We start from the raw sequence: 15,050 nt of genomic DNA, 5'->3' as shown, positions 1-15,050 counted from the left end.
TCCGAAAGGACGACGATCGATTCATGTCTTACCTGTTTGTTGGCGCATGATCTCCGCGCAACGTGCTGGGCTCTGTCGCGCGCAAACAACGATTGCCACGTTTTCCGATCGTGCCCCAATTGTCCGGTTTCGACGGTTGCCGTCTGACGCGAGGCCCGTCCCTCACGTGCTCTCCTGCGGCGTGCCACGGAAGAAGTCGACCAGTCCGAGCGGCGCGCGGTCGTCGAGGCAAAGCGTCAGGATCTGGTTTGCGCCTGCGGCGGCGGCCTCGCTGCGCGGGAACAGCGCCGCTTCGTAGGCGGCGAGGGCGGCTTCGACGTCGTCAGGCGACGCGGCGATCGCCTTTGCGAGTTCTGCGCCGTCGAACATGGCAAGGTTTGCGCCTTCACCGTTTGGCGCAGTGAGGTGTGCGGCGTCGCCGAGCAAGGTCACCCCCGGCGTCCGGTCCCACCGGTGACCATCGGGAAGCGCGTAGATCATGCGTGGATTCGGCGCTGTCTCGCTGTCGGTGATCAGCGCAGTGAGCGCCGGTGCCCATCCCTCGAACTCGGCCGCGATGCGCGCCGTCGCGGCGTTTGCGTTTGCGAAGTCGATGTCGGCGATCCACTCGAGTGGTCGATATAGCGCGAAGTAGGCGTGGAGAACGCTTCCTGCCTCGCGGTGCGCAAAGATACCCTGTCCCGGAGCGAACGCGAACAGCGCGCCGCCGCCGACTGCTTCCGCCGCCGCCGGGTGCCGTCGGTCCGCGTCGTACAGGTAGGTCTCGACGAACGTGGTGCCGGTGTATGCGGGCGTGGCGTCCGACAGCAGCGGCCGGACTTTCGACCAGGCGCCGTCGGCGCCAACCAGAAGACTGGTGGTCACGGTCGATCCATCAGAGAACGCCAGCTGATGCCGCCCTTCGCCGAGCGCCGCAACCCCGATCAGCTTCTTTCCCCAGTGGATCGTATCGGGAGGCAGAGATTCGATCAGGATCCGCCTGAGGTCGCCGCGCAGCACCTCGGGCCGTCCGCCGCTGCCGTGATCCGGCTGCGCAAACAATAATGTCCCGTGCCGATCGAGCACGCGCAAAGCCTCGCCGCCCTGGTGGATGATGGCGCGAAACTCGTCGAACAGGCCGGCTTCCTTGAGTGCGACCTGACCATCCTGCTCATGGATGTCGAGCTGTCCGCCCTGCGTGCGGGCCTGTGCCGATGGCTCCGCCTCGTAGATGACGACGGGCACGCCGCGAAGGTGAAGGATGCGCGCCAGGGTGAGGCCGCCGAGGCCTGCCCCGACGATCGTCGCCTGGGTCGTCATGATCTTCCTCAAACCGCTATGGAACGCTGTTCCATTTGATGGCTTGGAACGGTGTTCCAATTATGTCAAGATGGCTTATGGCGGACAGGATTCAGCGGCGCGCTGACGCACTCTCGAAAGAACTCATCGTCGCGGCGGCGATCGAGATCCTCGACGCCGGCGGCGAACGCGCGTTGACCTTTCGCGCACTCGCGGCGCGCCTGGCGACCGGCAGCGGCGCGATCTACTGGCATGTCGCCGACAAGAACGATCTGCTCGCAGCGGCCACCGACGAGGTGATCGGCCGTGTGATGGCCGGCGCGATCAGTGGCGCGGAGCCGCGCGAGGCGATCCGTGCCATCGCCCTCGGAGTGTTCGACGCAATCGACGCCCATCCCTGGGTCGGGGCCCAACTCCATCGCGAGCCGTGGCGCTCGGCCATGCTGCAGATCTGCGAGAGCATCGGCGGACGGCTGCAGGCCCTCGGCGTGCCCGAACGGGGGCTGTTCGACGCTGCGTCCGCGCTGGTCAACTACATTCTCGGCGTGGCCAGCCAGAACGCCGCGAACGCCCGGCTCGTCCCGCTTGAGACGGACCGATCGGACTTCCTCGCCACTGTTGCCGCGCGATGGGCACAGCTCGACCCTGCCGAGTATCCTTTCGTGCGTCAGGTTGCGGCGCAGCTGCGCGAGCATGACGACCGCGAGCAATTCCTTGCTGGCATCGACCTGATCATGGCGGGCATCGCGACCCTGCGATAGCTGGCAAGAGGCGGGACGACGGCAGGCCGATCCCGCGACGCGCGGAAATCGGTTGCCGGGACCCGGCAATTGCGCGACAATCTGTAGCGCTACAGATCGCAATCGCAAGGACGGATCATGGACGCGAGCCTCCCGGAACTCGGCGACCTCGAACGCGAGGTCATGCAACTGGTCTGGGAGCATGCTCCGGTCACGGCCGAATCCGTTCGCGAGAAGCTGTCGCGCAAGCTCAAGGAGTCGACCGTGCGCACGGTGCTGCGCCGGCTCGAGGACAAGGGCTATGTGACCCACACGGTCGATGGCCGCACCTATGTCTACTCCGCAGCCGAGCCGCGCGCGCGGGTGGCCGCCAAGGCGGTGCAGCGCATCGTCGATTGGTTCTGCAACGGCTCGGTCGAAGAAGTGCTGGTCGGGATGGTCGACAATGCGATGCTCGACCAGCGTCAGTTGCAGGCGCTCGCCGACCAGATCGCGAAGGCCAAGACGGACAAATCATCGGAAAAATCGCCGGCCAAGTCGCTGGGCAAGCCAATCGGAAGGTCAACGGGCGGGAGGAAATGATGCTCGCTGTTCTGGCGGAAGCGGCGCTTCGCACCGTCCTGCTGGGAAGTGTCGTCGGACTGGGCCTGTGGCTATGCCGCGTGCGCCATCCGCAACTGCAAATGACGGCCTGGCTGGTCGTGCTGCTGGCGTCGCTGGCGATGCCGCTCGCCATGCATTGGACCACCGTCACGATCACTGTCCAGCCTGCCACGGCGCCGGCCGGCCCGCCCGTCTGGCTGCCGGACGAAGCGGTGCTCTCGGCCGCGACGCCCGCACCTTTGCCGGCCAATGCCGCCGATGCGCGCGTGCGACCGAGCGAGGCCGCGACCACCGTTACCCCTTTGATGGTCGCGACGCTGGTCTATCTCGCGGTCGCAGGCTTCCTGCTGCTGCGCCTCGCGATCGGCATGATCCTGACGTGGCGGCTGGTTCGAAATGCCGAGCCGCTCCCGGGATCGCCGAAGCTGCGGCTGAGCGCGGCGATCGCGAGCCCGGTCACGATCGGATCGACCATCCTGGTGCCGGCGCAATGGCGGTCCTGGGATGCGAAGAAGCAGGCTGCGGTCCTCGCCCATGAGGCATCCCACATCGCCAACGGTGATTTTCATGTGCTGGTGCTGGCGGCGGTCAACCGTGCGCTGTTCTGGTTCAGTCCGTTCGCCTGGTGGCATCATCGCCGGCTGGCCGAGCTCGCGGAGATGATCAGCGACTCCAGCGCGATCGCGGCGCTGGACGATCGCGTCTCCTATGCCGAGATCCTGCTCGACATCGTGCAGGCGCCGCGCCGCCGCATGGTGGCGCTGGAGATGGCGCGGCCGTCGACGGTGCTGGCGAGGATCGAGCGCATCCTGTCGGAGGCGAGCGTGCTGCCGAAGATTGCGCCGGCCCGGCGTGTTGCGCTGGCTGTGCTGGTGATGCCGCTTGCGGTGCTGTCCGGACTTGCGGTCACGACGCGGACGCAGCTGGCTTCGGCCAAGGCAGTGCCCGGCCCGAGCGAGCTCAACAGCCCCACACTTCGCGCGGAGCATATCGCTTTCTATGCGGCGGGTGCCCGCGGCGTCTTCGCCGTCTCGCGGCAGGGAGATGCGCTCTATGGTCAACTGACCGGTCAGCGCCGGCTGCGGCTCGCCTCCGCTGAGCCCGGCCACTATTCGTACGGCGATAATGCGGGTCTGCTCAGTTTCGTGCTGGACGAGCCCGCGCCCCGAGAGCTCGTGCTGCACCAGCTCGATCGTGATCTGCAGGCGGCACGCATCACCGAATTCGCGCCATGCGATGCCCAGATGGAGACGCCGGCAGGGGACGACTATGCCGGCTGGTACGAGCTCAACGCCAACCGCGTGCTCACGGTCGGTGCGGCATCGGGCGGCCTGCAACTGTCGGAGACGGGACGCGGCAGCTTCAACGTCACGGCCGATTGCGCCGATTCTTTTGCCGGCAAGAGCGACGATCTGGTGCTGTTCCTGCGCGACGGCAAAGGCAAAGTGAACCGTCTCCTGCTGCAGGATCCGCTGCTCGGCGCCCGGGTGGCGCGGCGCATCGATGAGAACAGGGCCAAGGTCATCGAGGAGACGTTTGCGCGGCGCATCGCGGAGGTGCCGGAGCGTTTCCGGGAGCAGGTCCCGACGCCCGGCAGCCGCGATGCCGTGTTGCGCGGGATCGCGGATCTCAGGCGCGGAGAGCCGAACTACGCGCTCATGAGTTCATCGCTGGCCGCCAACATCCGTCAGCACGCGACCTGGTTGCAGACCACGTTCCGGACCCTGGGCGACGTCGAGACGATCTTCTTTCGCGGCGTCGGTTCGGGCGGCTACGACATCTATGGCGTGAAGTTCGCCAATGGCACTGCGGAGTTCCGCGTGCTGATGGCATCGGATGGCAAAGCCGACGACGTCATCTTCCGTCCCGACGGCAACCAGGCGCCGGGCGAGGTGCTCGACTGCGCCAGCGAAGCGTCGTTGCGCGCGCGGCCCGATGCGACGCCGATCCGGCTCACCGTCTACAATGCCAGCCGGCAGGAGGTTCAGCTTCATCGGCTGGACGACCATGGCCACCGGATCGCGCATGCGGCTGTAGGCGACGACCTGTCGTCGTCCTTCACGACCGAGATCGGCAGCCCCTGGGTGGTCGCGGATGCATCCGGGCGCTGCCTGGAGATTATCATGCCGGGGCGGCGCACCCGCTTCCATACGGTCGAAGCCGCCGGGCCCGGTGCGGCGGCGGATCGTTTCGGCGAGCGGCGGTCGGCGCCGCTGCCGGACAGCGAGGCGAAGCTGCGCAGCTATATCGAGACGATCGTGCGCGGCGAGCCGGACTACGCGCATATGACCGCGGAGGTCGCCGCGTATACGCGGCAGCAATTGTCGATGAACCGGGCCATTCTGTCCCGGCTTGGCGATATCAGGGCGTTCAGCTTCCGGGGCGTCACCGCGCTCGATAGCGATATCTACATGGTCCACTTCGTCAACGGCACCGCCGAGTGGCGCATCGGCCTCGCCAGGAACGGCAGCATCGGCCGCATCGCGCTCGGGCCGTCCTTCTGATCGCGCAAGGCCGGCGGCTGTGTCGTGCAGCCGCCGGATGCGCCGGATGATCCAATTCGCGAACACAATCCCGGCTTGAGTCTCTCGCCCCGAAGTGCTACGTATTGTAGCGCTACAGAAAGTCATGAAAGGGCGCGGCCGTGGTGAGCTCAGGCAAGGCTGCAGCGATGCTGGCGCTGAACCGCTTCGGCATGGGACCGCGGCCCGGTTCGATCTTGGCCATCGCCTCGGATCCCAGGGGCGCGCTGCTGGAGGACCTCGACCGCCACACGGTGAGCCCGGCGGCTGCCGCCGCGCTGCCCGACGCGGCCAAGGCGTTTCGGATCGTCAACGAGGCCAATGCCAGGCGGCAGGCCAAGACGATGGCCGCGAAGAAGGCGCGCGAGCAGGCGAAGAGGCAGCAGGACGCGTCTGCGGCCATGGCGCCTGCAGCTGCCGGATCTGCGGAGGCCGACGCGGACGTGAAGGCTGCGGCCGAGGCCGTGCCGGACCCGGGCCGGCAATTCTATCTCGACGAGGCCAAGGTGCGGACCGAGACGGCGCTGACAGCCGAGATCGGCTTTGCCGAGAGGCTGGTCTGGTTCTGGTCCAACCATTTCTGCATCTCGGCCGACAAGATCCAGAGCATGTCGGGCGCCTATGAGCGCGAGGCGATCCGGCCGCACGTGCTCGGCCGCTTCACCGATCTGCTGCTCGCGGCCGAGAGCCATCAGGCGATGCTGTTCTATCTCGACAACACGGTGTCGATGGGCGCGGGCTCGATCGCGGGCCTGAACCGCAGCCTCGGTCTCAACGAGAATCTCGCGCGCGAGATCCTCGAACTGCACACGCTCGGCGTCCGCAGCGGCTACGGCCAGGACGACGTCATCGCCTTCGCCAATATCCTGACCGGATGGACCCTGCTCGCGCCGGGGGCCGATCCCGAGCGTGGCGGTGAGTTCATCTTCAACCCGCGCCTGCACGAGCCGGGCGCGCAGACGGTGCTGGGGAAGAGCTATGCGGATGAAGGCGTCGGACAGGGACGCGCCGTGCTGCGGGATCTCGCCGCCCATCCCGCCACGGCGGCCCATGTGGCAGGCAAGCTGGCGCGTCATTTCATCGCCGATCAGCCGCCTCAAGAGCTGGTGGACGAGCTGGCCCGGGTGTTTCGCGACACCGCTGGTGATCTCAAGGAAACGGCCAAGGCGCTTGTCGCATCGCCCGCGGCCTGGACTTTGCCGCCGACCAAGCTGAGGCGGCCGTCGGAATGGGGCGTGGCCATGGTGCGCGCCGCGGGGATCACGGAGGTCGATGGCCTGCGCTTCACGCAAGGACAGCGGCTGCTCGGCGAGCCGCTCTGGCGGCCGTCGTCGCCGAAGGGCTATGCCGACGACGAGCCGAGCTGGATCGACGGCCTCGGGCGGCGCATCGACGTTGCCAACGTCTTCGCCGAGCGCATCAGCGGCCAGGTCGATCCGCAATTCGTCACCGAGACCGTGCTGCAGTCCTGTGTCTCGGCCGAGATGAAGCAGGCGGTCGCGCAGGCCGAGAGCCGCCAGCAGGCGCTGGTGCTGCTGTTCATGTCGGCGGATTTTCAGAGGAGGTGAGCATGAAGCAAATCCATCTGCCGAGCCGGCGCGACGTGCTGCGCAGCTCCGGCGCGCTGTTCGCCTGGACCCAGATGCCGCGTCTGGCGCGCGCCGAAGGGCGCGATCCGCGGCTGCTCGTGATCGTGCTGCGTGGCGCGCTCGACGGGTTGGGCGCGGTGGCGCCGGTCGGTGATCCCGATTGGGTTGGCCTGCGCGGCGATCGTGCGCTGCTGCTCGACGGCAAGCCGGCGGCGCTACCGCTCGACGGCTTTTTTGCACTCAATCCGGCGATGCCTAATCTGCACCGGCTCTATGGGGCAGGGCAGGCGGCGATCGTGCATGCGACCTGCACGCCCTATCGCGACCGCTCGCATTTCGATGGGCAGGACGTGCTGGAGAGCGGCATGGTGCGACCTGGTGCCGCGGATACCGGCTGGCTCAATCGCGCGCTCGTCGAGATGGACTCGGAGGGCCGCGTGAACACCAATGGCGGCCGCGCGCTCGGCATCGGCGCGGTCACTCCGCTGGTCGTGCGCGGACGGGCGCCGGTGTTGTCCTGGGCGCCACAGCAATTGCTGCCGGCCAGCGACGACACCCAGATGCGCCTGCTCGATCTCTACAGGCACACCGATGCCAGGCTCGCGGCCGCGATGGAGTCCCGGATCAAGCTCGCGGCGATCGGTGGCACGGGGGGAGCCGGTGCTGCGATGGCGGAAGAGCCGCTGGCCGCGCTGGTCGGCTTCGCGCGGGTGCGCGCCTTCTTCGCGGATACGGCTGGCGCCGCGGCGCGCTTTCTCGCACGGACGGATGGTCCGCGGGTCGGTGCGCTCGGCTTCGTCGGCTGGGACACCCACATCAACGAGGGCGCCGGCGCCGGCCAGCTCGCCAATCTGCTCGGCGCACTCGACGGCGCGATCGCGGCGATCGAGACCGGCATGGGTCCGGCATGGCGCGAGACCGTCGTTGCCGTGGTCACCGAGTTCGGCCGCACCGCGCACATCAACGGCACCAATGGCACCGATCACGGCACCGGCACGGTGGCCTTCCTCGCCGGCGGCGCCATCAAGGGCGGGCGCGTGATCGCGGATTGGCCGGGACTGAAGCTCACTCAGCTCTACGAGCAGCGCGATCTCCGGCCGACCACCGATCTGCGCGCCGTGCTGAAAGGGCTGCTGAAGGACCATCTGCGCGTCGACGATGCCGCGCTCGACACCCGCATCTTCCCCGGCAGCGCCGATGTCGCGGCGATGACGGGACTCCTGACCTGACGCGGCGCGCCGATCGTCGCGTCGATCTCCTGCTGCGGATCTTCACATCGCACCGTACGATGCAAATTGACGAATGAGTTTGCCGATGGCCCCTGGCCTGATTCCCCGCCGCGTTCTGTTCGGCAATCCGACCTTCCTCGACGCGCGGCTGTCTCCGGATGGGCGCCTTCTGTCGTGGCTCGCGCCGGTCGACGGCGTGCTCAATCTGTGGATCTCGCCGTCGGACCGAATCGGCGATGGCGAGCCGGTGACGCGGACGAAGGGGCGGCCGATCGCGTGGCAGGAATGGAGCCCGGATGGCCGCTCCATCATGTTCCTGAAGGACGAGAATGGCGACGAGAACTTTCATCTGTTCGTCGTCGATGTGAGGACGCGCGAGGTGCGCGACCTCACGCCATATCCCGGCGTCCGGGCGATTCCGACGTTCTGGTCGTACGTGACTCCGGACAGGATCGCGCTGACCTTGAACGACCGCGATCGCGCCAGCCCGGACGTCTACACGCTCGATCTCGCCAGCGGCGCCCGCACCCTGATCTGGCAGAACACGCAGCAGCTCGATTTCGTCGGACTCGACTGGCAGCTGCGGCCACGCCATGCCCGCAGCAACGCGCCGGACGGCGGCGCGCGGCTGTGGCGCATCGAGGACGGCCTCCTGGTGCCCTGGTGCGACATCCCCTATGAGGCGAGCGCTAGCACGCGCGCCTGGACCTTCGACGTCACCGGACACCAGCTGCATCTGTTCTCGTGCCTGGAGCGCGAGACGACGGCGCTGGTGCAGATGGACTGGCGCAGCGGCGAGGAGCGCGTGCTGTTTGCGAGCGATGCGGCCGACGTGACCGGATGGATCTGGGACGCGCGGACGCTGTGCCCGGTTGCGGCTGCGATCGATCCGGGACGGCAGGCCTGGCACGCGCTGTCGCCGGAGATTGCGGATGATCTTGCGGTGATCCGCGATGCGCTACCCGGCCATGCCTTCCACGTCACCAGCCAGTCCGACGACGATCACCGCTGGATGCTGATGAGCTCCACGCCGCAACAGCCGGGGACCTTCCATCTCTATGATCGCGACCGCAGCACCGTGACGCAGCTGTTCACGGCGCGGCCCGACCTGAAGCGATACCGGCTGGCGCCGATGCATGCGATCAAGACCAAGGCGCGTGACGGCCTCGATCTGGTGTCCTATTTGACGCTGCCGGCCGACATCGTCGGCGAGCGGCCGCCGCAACCTCTGCCGATGGTTCTGGTCGTGCACGGCGGTCCCTGGGGCCGCGACGTCTACGGCTATCGCGGCGACCATCAATGGCTCGCCGATCGCGGCTATGCGGTGCTGTCGGTGAACTATCGCGGCTCGACCGGCTTCGGCCGCGCCTTCGTCGCCGCGAGCGAGAAGGAGCATGCGCGGCGCATGCACGACGATCTCATCGACACGGTCGAATGGGCCGTTGCGGAGGGCATTGCCCAGCGCGACAGGGTGGCGATCACCGGCGTCTCCTATGGCGGCTATGCCTCCTTCGTCGCCGCCACCTTCACGCCGGGCGTGTTCTGCTGTGCCGTGCCCGTCGTCGGCATCACCAATCTGCAGACGCTGCTGGAAACCATGCCGCCTTACTGGTCGGGTTTCGCCGAGTTCATGTATCGCAGCTACGGCGATCCGCGCACCGCCGAGGGCAGGGCACTGCTCGCGGAGCGTTCGCCGATCCACAAGGTCGACAACATCGAAAAGCCGATGCTGATCTTCCACGGTGCCAACGACGTTCGCTGCCTGATGGCCGAGAGCGATACGATTGTTTGCGCGATGCGCCAGCGCCGCATTCCCGTGACCTACATCGTCTACCCCGACGAAGGCCACGGCTTCCAGAAGCCGGAGAACCGCCTGTCCTACATCGCGATCGCGGAAGCCTTCTTCGCCCATCATCTCGGCGGCAGCTACGAGCCGGTCGGGCGTGACTTCGATGGATCGAGCCACGAGGTGAGGGCCGGCAAACAGCTGCTCGCCAACTACCTGTCGTCCCAGCGCGAGGACGAGCAGCCGCGCTGCAGTTGATCGCATCCTATCCCGCGCGTCCGTAGCTTGCGATGCTCGGATGAGTTCTATGTCAGCGGGAAAAATCGAAAAGCCTCAACGCCAGGTGCGCCAGCCCGGTTGCGACGCCGTTGCCCAGCTTTCCGCCTTGCCTAACTCCCTCGATTGACGGCATATTCCGCCGCGAAGCGGTCGCGGGTGGCGACGAGGAATCGTCCAGCCGTCCGGCAGAGCCGCCGTACAGGAAGAAGCGAGGGCCAGCGCGGTATGCGCGGGCTTGGGGGGATTCTGTTTGGCTGACGAGTTCATTCTCGAGACCCACGGATTGACGAAGGAATTCGCGGGGTTTTTTGCCGTTCGCGATGTTTCGCTCAAGATCCGCCGGGGCACCATTCACGCGCTGATCGGCCCGAACGGGGCCGGCAAGACGACGTGCTTCAACCTGCTGACGAAGTTTCTGAGGCCGTCGGCGGGCACGATTCTCTATAAGGGGCAGGACATTACCGCTGTGGCGGCGGCCGATGTCGCGCGTCTTGGGCTGGTCCGCTCGTTCCAGATCTCGGCGGTATTTCCGCATTTGACGGCGCTGGAGAACGTTCGCGTCGCCCTGCAGCGCCAGCATGGCTCGTCGTTCGACTTCTGGCGCTCCAAGAGCGTGCTGAACCGCTTCAACGCTCGGGCGCTCGAACTCCTCAACGACGTTGGCTTGAGCGAGTTCGCCAATACTGCGGCAGTCGAGATGCCCTATGGACGCAAGCGTGCGCTGGAGATTGCGACCACACTGGCGCTCGATCCGGAGATGATGCTGCTCGACGAGCCGATGGCCGGCATGGGCCACGAGGACATCGACAAGATCGCCGCGCTGATCAAGCGCATCTCCGCCAAGTACACGATCCTGATGGTCGAGCATAATCTCAGCGTCGTCGCCAACCTGTCCGACACCATCACCGTTCTGACGCGCGGGCAGGTGCTGACGGAGGGGCCTTATTCGGAGCTCTCGAAGGACGAGCGCGTCAAGGAAGCTTATCTGGGGGCCGGACATGCCTGAGGTGATGACGGCCAACAAGCCCGCCGCGGCGGCTGCGACCAGCACCATTCTCGACGTCAAGAATCTCGAGAGCTGGTACGGCGAATCCCACATTCTCCACGGCATGAACTTCAACGTGAATGCCGGCGAGGTCGTCACCCTGCTCGGGCGCAACGGCGCCGGCAAGACCACGACCTTGAAGTCGATCATGGGGATCATCGGCAAGCGTACCGGCTCGGTCGCGTTCAACGGCCAGCAGCTGATCCGCATGACCTCGGACAAGATCGCGCGGCTCGGCATCGCGTTGTGCCCCGAGGAACGCGGCATCTTCGCGAGCCTCGATGTCCGCGAGAACCTGCTGCTGCCGCCGGTGGTGCGGCCGGGCGGGCTCACGCTCGACCAGATCTTCGAGCTGTTTCCGAACCTCAAGGAGCGGCTGAAGAGCCAGGGCACCAAGCTCTCCGGCGGCGAGCAGCAGATGCTGGCGATCGCGCGCATCCTGCGCACCGGCGCCAGCTTCCTGATGCTGGACGAGCCGACCGAGGGGTTGGCGCCCGTCATCATCCAGCAGATCGGCCACACCATCGCGCGGCTGAAGAAGGAGGGGTTCACGATCCTCCTCGTCGAGCAGAACTTCCGTTTCGCCTCGACGGTCGCGGACCGCTACTACGTGGTCGAGCACGGCAAGGTCATCGACGGCTTTGCCAATGCCGATCTGTCGGCCAACATGGACAAGCTGCATACTTATCTCGGCGTCTGACCGGCGCCGCTGGCGGTACTTTTAATCTTTCTGGAAAGTGGGACCATGAAAAGCAAATTCATCGCGTCATTGCTGCTCGGCACGGCGCTCACGCTCGCGGGCGGCAGCATCGCTTCAGCCGGCGACAAGACGGTCAAGATCGGCGCGCTGTCTGACCAGTCTGGACTCTACGCGGACCTCGGCGGCCCGGGCTCGACGCTGGCGACGCAGATGGCGATCGAGGATTCCGGCCTCACCGCCAAGGGCTGGAAGATCGACGTGATCTCGGGCGATCACCAGAACAAGCCGGATATCGGCACCTCGATCGCGCGGCAATGGTTCGACGTCGACAAGGTCGACATCATCGTCGACGTGCCGAATTCGGGCGTTGCGCTCGCGGTCAACAACGTCGTCAAGGAGAAGAACGGCGTCTACATCAATTCGGGCGCGGCGACCTCCGACCTCACCAATGCCCAGTGCTCGCCGAACACCGTGCACTGGACCTACGACACCTACATGCTCGCGCACACCACCGGCCAGGCGCTGGTCAAGGCGGGCGGCTCGACCTGGTTTTTCCTGACAGCCGACTACGCCTTCGGTGCCGCACTGGAGCGCGATACCACGGCAGTGGTCACGGCCAATGGCGGCAAGGTGATCGGCGGCGTCAAGCATCCGCTCAACACCTCCGATTTTTCGTCCTTCCTGCTGCAGGCGCAGTCGTCCGGCGCCAAGGTGATCGGCCTTGCCAATGCCGGCGGCGACACCACCAACACGATCAAGCAGGCGGCCGAGTTCGGCATCAACAAGGGTGGCCAGAAGCTCGCCGCGCTCCTGCTGTTCCTGACCGACGTCAAGTCGATCGGTCTCGACATCGCCCAGGGCCTGAACTTCACCGAGACCTTCTACTGGGACATGAACGACCAGACCCGCGCCTTCTCCGACCGCTTCGCCAAGCGGATGAAGAATGGCGCGCCGCCGACCATGGTGCAGGCCGGCGTCTATGCGGGCGTGATGCATTACTTCAAGGCGCTGGACGCGCTCGGCGAGAACCCGCATGACGGCGTCAAGGTCGTCGACAAGATGAAGTCGATTCCGACCGAGGATGCACTGTTCGGCAAGGGCGAGATCCAGCCCAACGGCCGCACCATCCACACCGCCTATCTGTTCGAGGTCAAGAAGCCCTCGGAGTCGAAAGGCCCGTGGGATCTCTACAAGCTGGTCGGCTCGGTGCCGGGCGACCAGGCCTTCACGCCGCTCGACAAGAGCGCGTGCGCCTTGTTGAAGAAATGAGCCGCTGCGGCTCCGGCGGCTGACGTCGCCGGGGCCGCTATCTTCTGGGAAACGCCGAGAGAAAACAGAACAAGACGATGCAGGCCCTCTACGCACAGCTCCTGGTCGGACTGATCAACGGCTCGTTCTACGCGCTGCTCAGTCTCGGGCTTGCCGTCATCTTCGGCATGCTCAACATCATCAACTTCGCCCATGGCGCGCTCTATATGATGGGCGCGTTCTGCGCCTATTTCCTGCTGAGCATCGGCGGGATCGGCTATTGGTGGGCGCTGCTTCTGGCCCCGATCATCGTCGGCATCTTCGGCATGGTCCTCGAGCGCACCATGCTGCAATGGATTGCCGGGCTCGATCATCTCTACGGCCTGCTTCTGACGTTCGGACTGGCGCTGATCATCCAGGGCGTGTTCCAGAACTTCTTCGGCTCGTCCGGCCTGCCTTATGCGATCCCCGAACAGCTCCGCGGCGGCATGAATCTCGGCTTCATGTTCCTGCCCGTCTATCGCGGCTGGGTCGTCATCTTCTCCCTGGTCGTCTGTCTGGCCACCTGGTTCCTTATCGAACGGACCCGGCTCGGGGCCTATCTGCGCGCCGCCACCGAGAACCCGACATTGGTGCGGGCGTTCGGCATCAACGTGCCGCGCATGATCACGCTGACCTACGGTCTCGGTGTCGGGCTCGCCGCCCTTGCGGGCGTGCTGTCGGCGCCGATCAACCAGGTCCGTCCGCTGATGGGTGAGAACATCATCATCGTAGTGTTCGCAGTGGTCGTGATCGGCGGCATGGGCTCGATCATGGGCTCGATCATCACCGGCTTCGCACTCGGCGTGGTCGAGGGACTGACCAAATATTTCTATCCCGAGGCTTCCAACACCGTGGTCTTCGTTCTGATGGTCCTGGTGCTGCTTGTGAAGCCGACGGGTCTGACCGGACGGGCGGCCTGACATGACATCGATCACCGACGCGACCCTGCCGATCACTCCGCGCGCTGTCCGCGACGAGATGATCGTGTTCGTCATCATGGCGGCGCTGCTCGCCATCGTGCCCTGGACCGGGCTCTACCCGTTCTTCGTCATGCAGGCGTTGTGCTTCGCGCTGCTCGCCTGCGCCTTCAACCTCCTGATCGGATATGGCGGTCTGTTGTCGTTCGGCCATGCGATGTTCCTGGGGACGGCTGGCTATTGCAGTGCGCATGCCCTGAAGGTGTGGGGACTGCCGCCCGAGCTCGGCATCCTCGTCGGCATCGCCGGATCGTTCGTCCTTTCGGTCATCACCGGCTATATCTCGATCCGCCGCCAGGGCATCTATTTCGCGATGATCACCCTGGCGCTGTCACAGCTCCTGTACTTCATCTACCTGCAGGCGCCGTTCACCCATGGCGAGGATGGCATCCAGGGTATTCCGCAGGGTCGGATGTTCGGCATCCTCGACCTGTCCAAGCCGACCGTGCTCTATTACGTGGTGCTGGTGGGCTTCCTCGCCGGCTTCCTGCTGATCTTCCGCACCATCAACTCGCCGTTCGGCGAGGTGCTGAAATCGATCCGGGAGAACGAGCAGCGCGCGATTTCGCTTGGCTACAAGACGGACCAATACAAGCTGCTCGCCTTCATCCTGTCGGGAACGCTCGCCGGCTTTGCCGGCGCGTTGAAGGTGTTCGTTGCCCAGAATGCCTCGCTGACCGACGTCGAAGTCCCGATGTCGGGGCTGATCGTGCTGATGACCCTGGTCGGCGGTCTCGGCACCGTGTTCGGCCCTGTCGTCGGCGCCTTCGTGATCGTCGGCATGCAGCAATATCTGGCCGGCTTCGGCCAGTGGGTGACGGTGATCCAGGGCACCATCTTCGTCGCCTGTGTGCTGACGTTCCGCCGCGGCGTGGTCGGGGAAATCGCCCATCTGTTCAAGCGCTCCCTGTAAGCCATTGATTGGCAAGAGCATCTGCCGGTTCTCAGAAACCGGTGGATGATCCGTCCACGGCTTCTGCCGGGGCTTGATCCGGGATATGACAGTTCTGTG

General features: G+C 65.8%; 12 protein-coding genes. 11 read left to right on the top strand and 1 reads right to left on the bottom strand.

What is annotated here, in order from left to right; translation table 11 throughout:
• Positions 1 to 162: 162 nt before the first annotated feature.
• Positions 163 to 1,299, bottom strand: a complete 1,137-nt coding sequence (locus S58_RS20745; RefSeq protein WP_015667331.1) for an FAD-dependent oxidoreductase — start codon at positions 1,297 to 1,299, stop codon at positions 163 to 165.
• Positions 1,300 to 1,337: 38 nt separating this feature from the next.
• Between S58_RS20745 and S58_RS20740 the strand changes: the two genes are divergently transcribed.
• From S58_RS20740 to S58_RS20690, 11 genes are all read left to right on the top strand, one after another.
• Positions 1,338 to 2,039, top strand: coding sequence for a TetR/AcrR family transcriptional regulator (locus S58_RS20740; protein ID WP_244440613.1), 702 nt, complete (start codon positions 1,338 to 1,340; stop codon positions 2,037 to 2,039).
• Positions 2,040 to 2,156: 117 nt separating this feature from the next.
• Complete coding sequence (locus S58_RS20735) at positions 2,157 to 2,600, top strand: BlaI/MecI/CopY family transcriptional regulator (protein ID WP_015667329.1); 444 nt, start codon at positions 2,157 to 2,159, stop codon at positions 2,598 to 2,600.
• Positions 2,600 to 5,125, top strand: coding sequence for a M56 family metallopeptidase (locus S58_RS20730; protein ID WP_015667328.1), 2,526 nt, complete (start codon positions 2,600 to 2,602; stop codon positions 5,123 to 5,125). The genes S58_RS20735 and S58_RS20730 overlap by 1 nt, the downstream gene beginning before the upstream one ends.
• Positions 5,126 to 5,265: 140 nt before the next feature.
• Positions 5,266 to 6,711, top strand: coding sequence for a DUF1800 domain-containing protein (locus tag S58_RS20725; protein ID WP_042340024.1), 1,446 nt, complete (start codon positions 5,266 to 5,268; stop codon positions 6,709 to 6,711).
• A gap of 2 nt (positions 6,712 to 6,713) precedes the next feature.
• The gene (locus tag S58_RS20720) at positions 6,714 to 7,961 is read left to right on the top strand and encodes a DUF1501 domain-containing protein (protein WP_042340021.1); all 1,248 of its coding nucleotides are present in this window, start codon (positions 6,714 to 6,716) and stop codon (positions 7,959 to 7,961) included.
• A gap of 85 nt (positions 7,962 to 8,046) precedes the next feature.
• Complete coding sequence (locus S58_RS20715; RefSeq protein WP_015667325.1) at positions 8,047 to 10,005, top strand: S9 family peptidase; 1,959 nt, start codon at positions 8,047 to 8,049, stop codon at positions 10,003 to 10,005.
• 271 nt (positions 10,006 to 10,276) lie between these two features.
• Complete coding sequence (locus tag S58_RS20710; protein ID WP_015667324.1) at positions 10,277 to 11,032, top strand: ABC transporter ATP-binding protein; 756 nt, start codon at positions 10,277 to 10,279, stop codon at positions 11,030 to 11,032.
• A complete protein-coding gene (locus tag S58_RS20705; RefSeq protein WP_015667323.1) occupies positions 11,025 to 11,771 on the top strand; it encodes an ABC transporter ATP-binding protein in 747 nt (248 codons plus the stop codon). Before S58_RS20710 ends, S58_RS20705 begins: the two co-directional genes overlap by 8 nt.
• A 45-nt stretch (positions 11,772 to 11,816) precedes the next feature.
• Positions 11,817 to 13,040 (top strand): ABC transporter substrate-binding protein, encoded by a 1,224-nt coding sequence (locus tag S58_RS20700; RefSeq protein WP_015667322.1) that lies wholly within the window; start codon positions 11,817 to 11,819, stop codon positions 13,038 to 13,040.
• A 77-nt stretch (positions 13,041 to 13,117) separates the two neighbouring features.
• A complete protein-coding gene (locus S58_RS20695; protein ID WP_015667321.1) occupies positions 13,118 to 13,981 on the top strand; it encodes a branched-chain amino acid ABC transporter permease in 864 nt (287 codons plus the stop codon).
• Position 13,982: 1 nt separating this feature from the next.
• Positions 13,983 to 14,951, top strand: coding sequence for a branched-chain amino acid ABC transporter permease (locus S58_RS20690; RefSeq protein ID WP_015667320.1), 969 nt, complete (start codon positions 13,983 to 13,985; stop codon positions 14,949 to 14,951).
• Positions 14,952 to 15,050 lie beyond the last annotated feature (99 nt).

It is taken from the genome of Bradyrhizobium oligotrophicum S58, assembly GCF_000344805.1.
GTDB lineage: Bacteria > Pseudomonadota > Alphaproteobacteria > Rhizobiales > Xanthobacteraceae > Bradyrhizobium > Bradyrhizobium oligotrophicum.
Note: the sequence above shows the minus strand (reverse complement) of the source record. Positions and strands in the feature narration are given on the sequence as shown.

Excerpts from the sequence above, each read along its gene's own strand:
- S58_RS20705 (WP_015667323.1), top strand. The coding sequence starts at position 11,025 with ATGCCTGAGGTGATGACGGCCAACAAGCCCGCCGCGGCGGCTGCGACC.
- S58_RS20735 (WP_015667329.1), top strand. The coding sequence starts at position 2,157 with ATGGACGCGAGCCTCCCGGAACTCGGCGACCTCGAACGCGAGGTCATG.
- S58_RS20715 (WP_015667325.1), top strand. The coding sequence starts at position 8,047 with ATGGCCCCTGGCCTGATTCCCCGCCGCGTTCTGTTCGGCAATCCGACC.
- S58_RS20745 (WP_015667331.1), bottom strand. The coding sequence starts at position 1,299 with ATGACGACCCAGGCGACGATCGTCGGGGCAGGCCTCGGCGGCCTCACC.
- S58_RS20690 (WP_015667320.1), top strand. The coding sequence starts at position 13,983 with ATGACATCGATCACCGACGCGACCCTGCCGATCACTCCGCGCGCTGTC.
- S58_RS20695 (WP_015667321.1), top strand. The coding sequence starts at position 13,118 with ATGCAGGCCCTCTACGCACAGCTCCTGGTCGGACTGATCAACGGCTCG.
- S58_RS20730 (WP_015667328.1), top strand. The coding sequence starts at position 2,600 with ATGCTCGCTGTTCTGGCGGAAGCGGCGCTTCGCACCGTCCTGCTGGGA.
- S58_RS20740 (WP_244440613.1), top strand. The coding sequence starts at position 1,338 with ATGGCTTGGAACGGTGTTCCAATTATGTCAAGATGGCTTATGGCGGAC.
- S58_RS20700 (WP_015667322.1), top strand. The coding sequence starts at position 11,817 with ATGAAAAGCAAATTCATCGCGTCATTGCTGCTCGGCACGGCGCTCACG.
- S58_RS20720 (WP_042340021.1), top strand. The coding sequence starts at position 6,714 with ATGAAGCAAATCCATCTGCCGAGCCGGCGCGACGTGCTGCGCAGCTCC.